This is a genomic window from Thalassolituus sp. UBA2590, assembly GCF_002339775.1.
Classification (GTDB): domain Bacteria; phylum Pseudomonadota; class Gammaproteobacteria; order Pseudomonadales; family Oceanobacteraceae; genus Thalassolituus.
Genome location: NZ_DDKU01000034.1, coordinates 1 through 3,698, shown reverse-complemented (window position 1 = coordinate 3,698; position 3,698 = coordinate 1). Strand labels below are relative to the sequence as shown.

At 51.9% G+C, this 3,698-nt stretch carries 3 protein-coding genes and 1 pseudogene; 3 read left to right on the top strand and 1 reads right to left on the bottom strand.

The annotated features are described in order from the left end of the window. The first annotated feature begins 110 nt into the window (after positions 1-110). From B2067_RS03030 to B2067_RS03020, 3 genes are all read left to right on the top strand, one after another. On the top strand, positions 111-536 hold the full coding sequence (locus B2067_RS03030; RefSeq protein ID WP_068435805.1) for a hotdog fold thioesterase: 426 nt from the start codon (positions 111-113) through the stop codon (positions 534-536). Positions 537-701: 165 nt separating this feature from the next. Next, a complete protein-coding gene (locus B2067_RS03025; RefSeq protein WP_301377210.1) occupies positions 702-1,328 on the top strand; it encodes a response regulator in 627 nt (208 codons plus the stop codon). Beyond that, complete coding sequence (locus B2067_RS03020) at positions 1,325-3,139, top strand: ATP-binding response regulator (RefSeq protein ID WP_301387402.1); 1,815 nt, start codon at positions 1,325-1,327, stop codon at positions 3,137-3,139. The genes B2067_RS03025 and B2067_RS03020 overlap by 4 nt, the downstream gene beginning before the upstream one ends. Positions 3,140-3,155: 16 nt before the next feature. On the opposite strand, the pseudogene B2067_RS03015 reads toward B2067_RS03020, so the two are convergent. Continuing rightward, a pseudogene (locus tag B2067_RS03015) lies at positions 3,156-3,698 on the bottom strand (ABC transporter ATP-binding protein); the annotation flags it as partial.

The following is a 3,698-nucleotide window of genomic DNA, read 5'->3' as shown; positions in this document are numbered from 1 at the left end:
GGAGCGTCTTGTTTGGAGGCGTAGCTGAAACACTTCGTCGCAGTGGAACCTCTGGTTTCGTGGCTCAGATTGTCATAGTCTAACTGCTTTATTCCTTCAGAGTGCAAGCAATGACTATATGGTTCTCCACCCCAGATATCCCGGCAGCGAACAAAGCGATGGAAAATACCGCCTGCTCCAATCTGGGCATTGAGATTACCGAGGTTGGCGATGATTGGGTGAAGGGCACAATGCCGGCTGACCCCCGAACGTTTCAACCGATTGGGTTAGTGCACGGTGGCGCCAATGTTCTGTTCGCTGAAACGCTGGGAAGTATGGCAGCGAATATGTGCCTCGATAACAGCAAAGAATATGCGGTGGGTCAGGAGATTAATGCCAACCACCTACGTGGCGTTCGCTCCGGCACTCTCACTGGAGTCGCAAAAATTGTCCATCGTGGCCGTACCTCTCAGGTCTGGGAAATCCGGATTTATAACGACGAAGAAAAGCTCAGCTGCATTTCGCGTCTGACGATGGCGGTGATTCCGGCGCAATAATCAGGGGGCACTTTAATCTACTTCTTCTTTATCTTGCTGATATTTTCCTGCTGAACCGTAGCCTTCTTTTGCGGTACATTTATCCCATACTTTAGTGTGGGGTGTCGCTAACTGACAGTCCTGTCAATGCAGGCAGGCGTTCCCCCGGATGTCGCAGGAGAATGGATGCACTACCTCATCGTTGATGATCATTTACTCTTTGCCGGAGGCCTGGCGGGGCTGCTGAAACAGTCTTTAGCGCCGTGCAATACAACACAGGTCCGTACCGCCGAAGAGGCAGAGCAAGTACTGAATGAGATGGATGATCAACCCGATCTCATACTGATGGATCTGAATCTGCCGGGTATCAGCGGCCTGACGCTTATCCGGCGCCTGCAACAAATGTCAGTTTTTTCACCTGTCATGATGATCTCTGCGTCTGAATCATTAGCGGACGCTGGCAAAGCGTTGGAGCATGGGGCACTGGGGTATTTACCCAAGTCGTCACCGCCAGAGGTGTTGATCAAAGCCATTCAGGAAGTCCTGAATGGCGGCACATACTTACCAGAAGGCTGGCAGGAGCTGATTGAGAGCCAGAAGCAGGCGCTGCCGGATATACGCCTGACGCCACGACAACAGGAAATTCTTCACCTGCTGGCTCAGGGAATGTCGAACAAAGTGATCGCCAGTGAACTGGATATCTCAGAGAACACGATCAAAGGTCACCTGCGTGATGTCTTCCGGCTGTTCCGCGTGACAAACCGGACGGCGTGTCTGAATGCCGTGCGCAGGTTGGGACTACTGCCTGAATGACCAGCCCGATAGACGATATTCAGCTCAGCGATGATGAAATAAATGCGTTTCGCCGTCGCCGGGCAACGGATGATCTTTACGACCGCATCAGCACCATCACGATTGGCACTCTGATATTAACAACGGTGTTGATTGTTAATCAGAGCCCACCGGCCGGTGCTGTTTATGGATACCTATGGTATGCCGCCTGTGTCGGACTTGAAGTGTTCGGTACGGGGCTGCTGTGGTGCTACCGGAATTACTATGAGCGCCGTTCTCTTTCGTTCTGGCGCGGCATGTATATGTCAGGCGTCCTCGTGCTGGCATCTCTGTGGGGAAGTGCCGGTGTTCTGTTTTTTAATCCCGCGGAATTTTCTGAGCAGACGCTGTTATTTGTTCTGATCATCGGGGTTACCGTTTCCTCGGTCAGTACCAATGCTATCTGGTTACTGAGTCATACGGCTTATCTCATTATCAGCACCATGCCGATGATTATTATGTGTCTGATTCAACCTGACCCTCAGTACAAAGGGATGGGTATGGCATTCCTTGCCTACATTGGTGTCGCTTATTCAGTCGCTCGTTCGGGCAGTATTACTTACAAAGACATGATGGCACTGACGTTAAAAAATATGCGCCTGGCCGAGACTTTGCGCGAGCAGTATGAGATTACCGACGCTGCCAGCCGGGCGAAAACTCAGTTTCTGGCATCCGCAAGTCATGACCTCCGCCAGCCTGTGCATTCACTGTCGTTGCTCTCTGAAGGGCTTCGGCAGGAAGTCTCCAGCGATCGCGGTCAACAGCTTGCGACTCATATCCGCTCTGCGGTCACCTCGATAGACGACCTCTTAGGGAAATTACTTGATATATCGCGCCTGGATGCGGGCGACGTACATGCCGAAGTCACTGACTTCCCTCTCGATGCACTGCTCAATAGCCTGATTATTGAAGCCAGACCCGTGGCAGAGGCAAAGGGACTGAAACTGAGTATCAAACCTTGCCGATATGCTGTTCGCAGCGACCCTGTTCTGCTGGGGAATATCCTGAGAAACCTGATCACCAATGCCATTAAGTATACTGAGTCGGGTGAGGTCGTCATCTCGACCGAAGTCGCTCAGCCAGCTCGTTTACTTGTCCGGGTATCTGATACCGGAATGGGAATCCCGAAGGATCAGCAGGAAAAAATATTTCAGGAATTTGTACAGCTGAACAATCCTGAGCGTGACCGGCAGAAAGGGCTCGGCCTTGGCTTGTCCGTATGCCGGCGACTTGCCAACCTGCTCGGGCATGAGTTGCAGGTGAGATCAGAACCCGGCAAGGGATCGGAATTCACCCTTACTCTGGCAATCGCGCATGAGGTACCAGCCGATACAGCTGACATGGTAAGTGATACCCCTGATGTTCATTCAGGCGCACCTTCTGGCTTAAAACCGCAAGTATCTGCAGATGCGATATTTGCCGGCGTTAAGGTATTGCTCGTCGAAGATGACGCCATGGTGCGTGACAGTACCGAACAACTGCTGGCGGGGTGGGGATGTGAAGTGAGAGCTTATGCTGATGCGCAGGCGGGTCTGGCTATGTTTGAAGCCGAGCCGCATTGGGCAGACATTCTGATCAGTGATTATCGTCTGCCAGGAGCCATGGATGGCCAGGATTTGATCCGGCACATACAAACACAGCTCTCCTCCAATTTGCCCGCTCTTATGATTACCGGTGATACCGCGCCTGAACGAATTAAAGCCCTGGCGGATGACGGTATTGTGGTATTACATAAACCAGTGAAGCCCGGCTTTCTGCGCAATGCCATGCGTCAGGCGTTAATCGCTGTCTGAGTGTCCGTGGAGTGTTTTATTCCGCTGCTTCCAATTGCTCGGTTAAATCCATCCACTCCATCTCAATCTCTTCAAGCTCGGTTTTTAACTTCCCCTGCTGCTGAATTAATGTGTTTAATTCATCTTTGCGGCTGGCGTCATACAGACCGCTGTCGCCCATTGTCTCCTCAATGTTCGCCAACTCAGACTGAAGCTTTTCCATCTTTTTCTCGGCCGCTTGTTGCTGCTTGCGTATCGGCGCCAGACGTTGGCGTTTTTCGGCTTCGATGCGTTTCTGTTCTTTCCGGTCTACAGCGGGTTGCTTCACATCGGCTGTTGCAGGAGCAGCACATTCCGCGGTAGGCGTGTTCGCCTCGCGTTTATTAAGGTAGTCGTGATAGTCATCGAGGTCGCCATCGAAACTCTGCACTTTTCCATGATCTACCAGCCAGTATTCATCAACGGTAGATTTCAGCAGGTGACGGTCGTGGCTGACGATTAAAATTGCGCCTTCGAAATTCTGCAGGGCCAGCGCCAGCGCCTCACGCATTTCAATATCCAGATGGTTGGTCGGCTCATC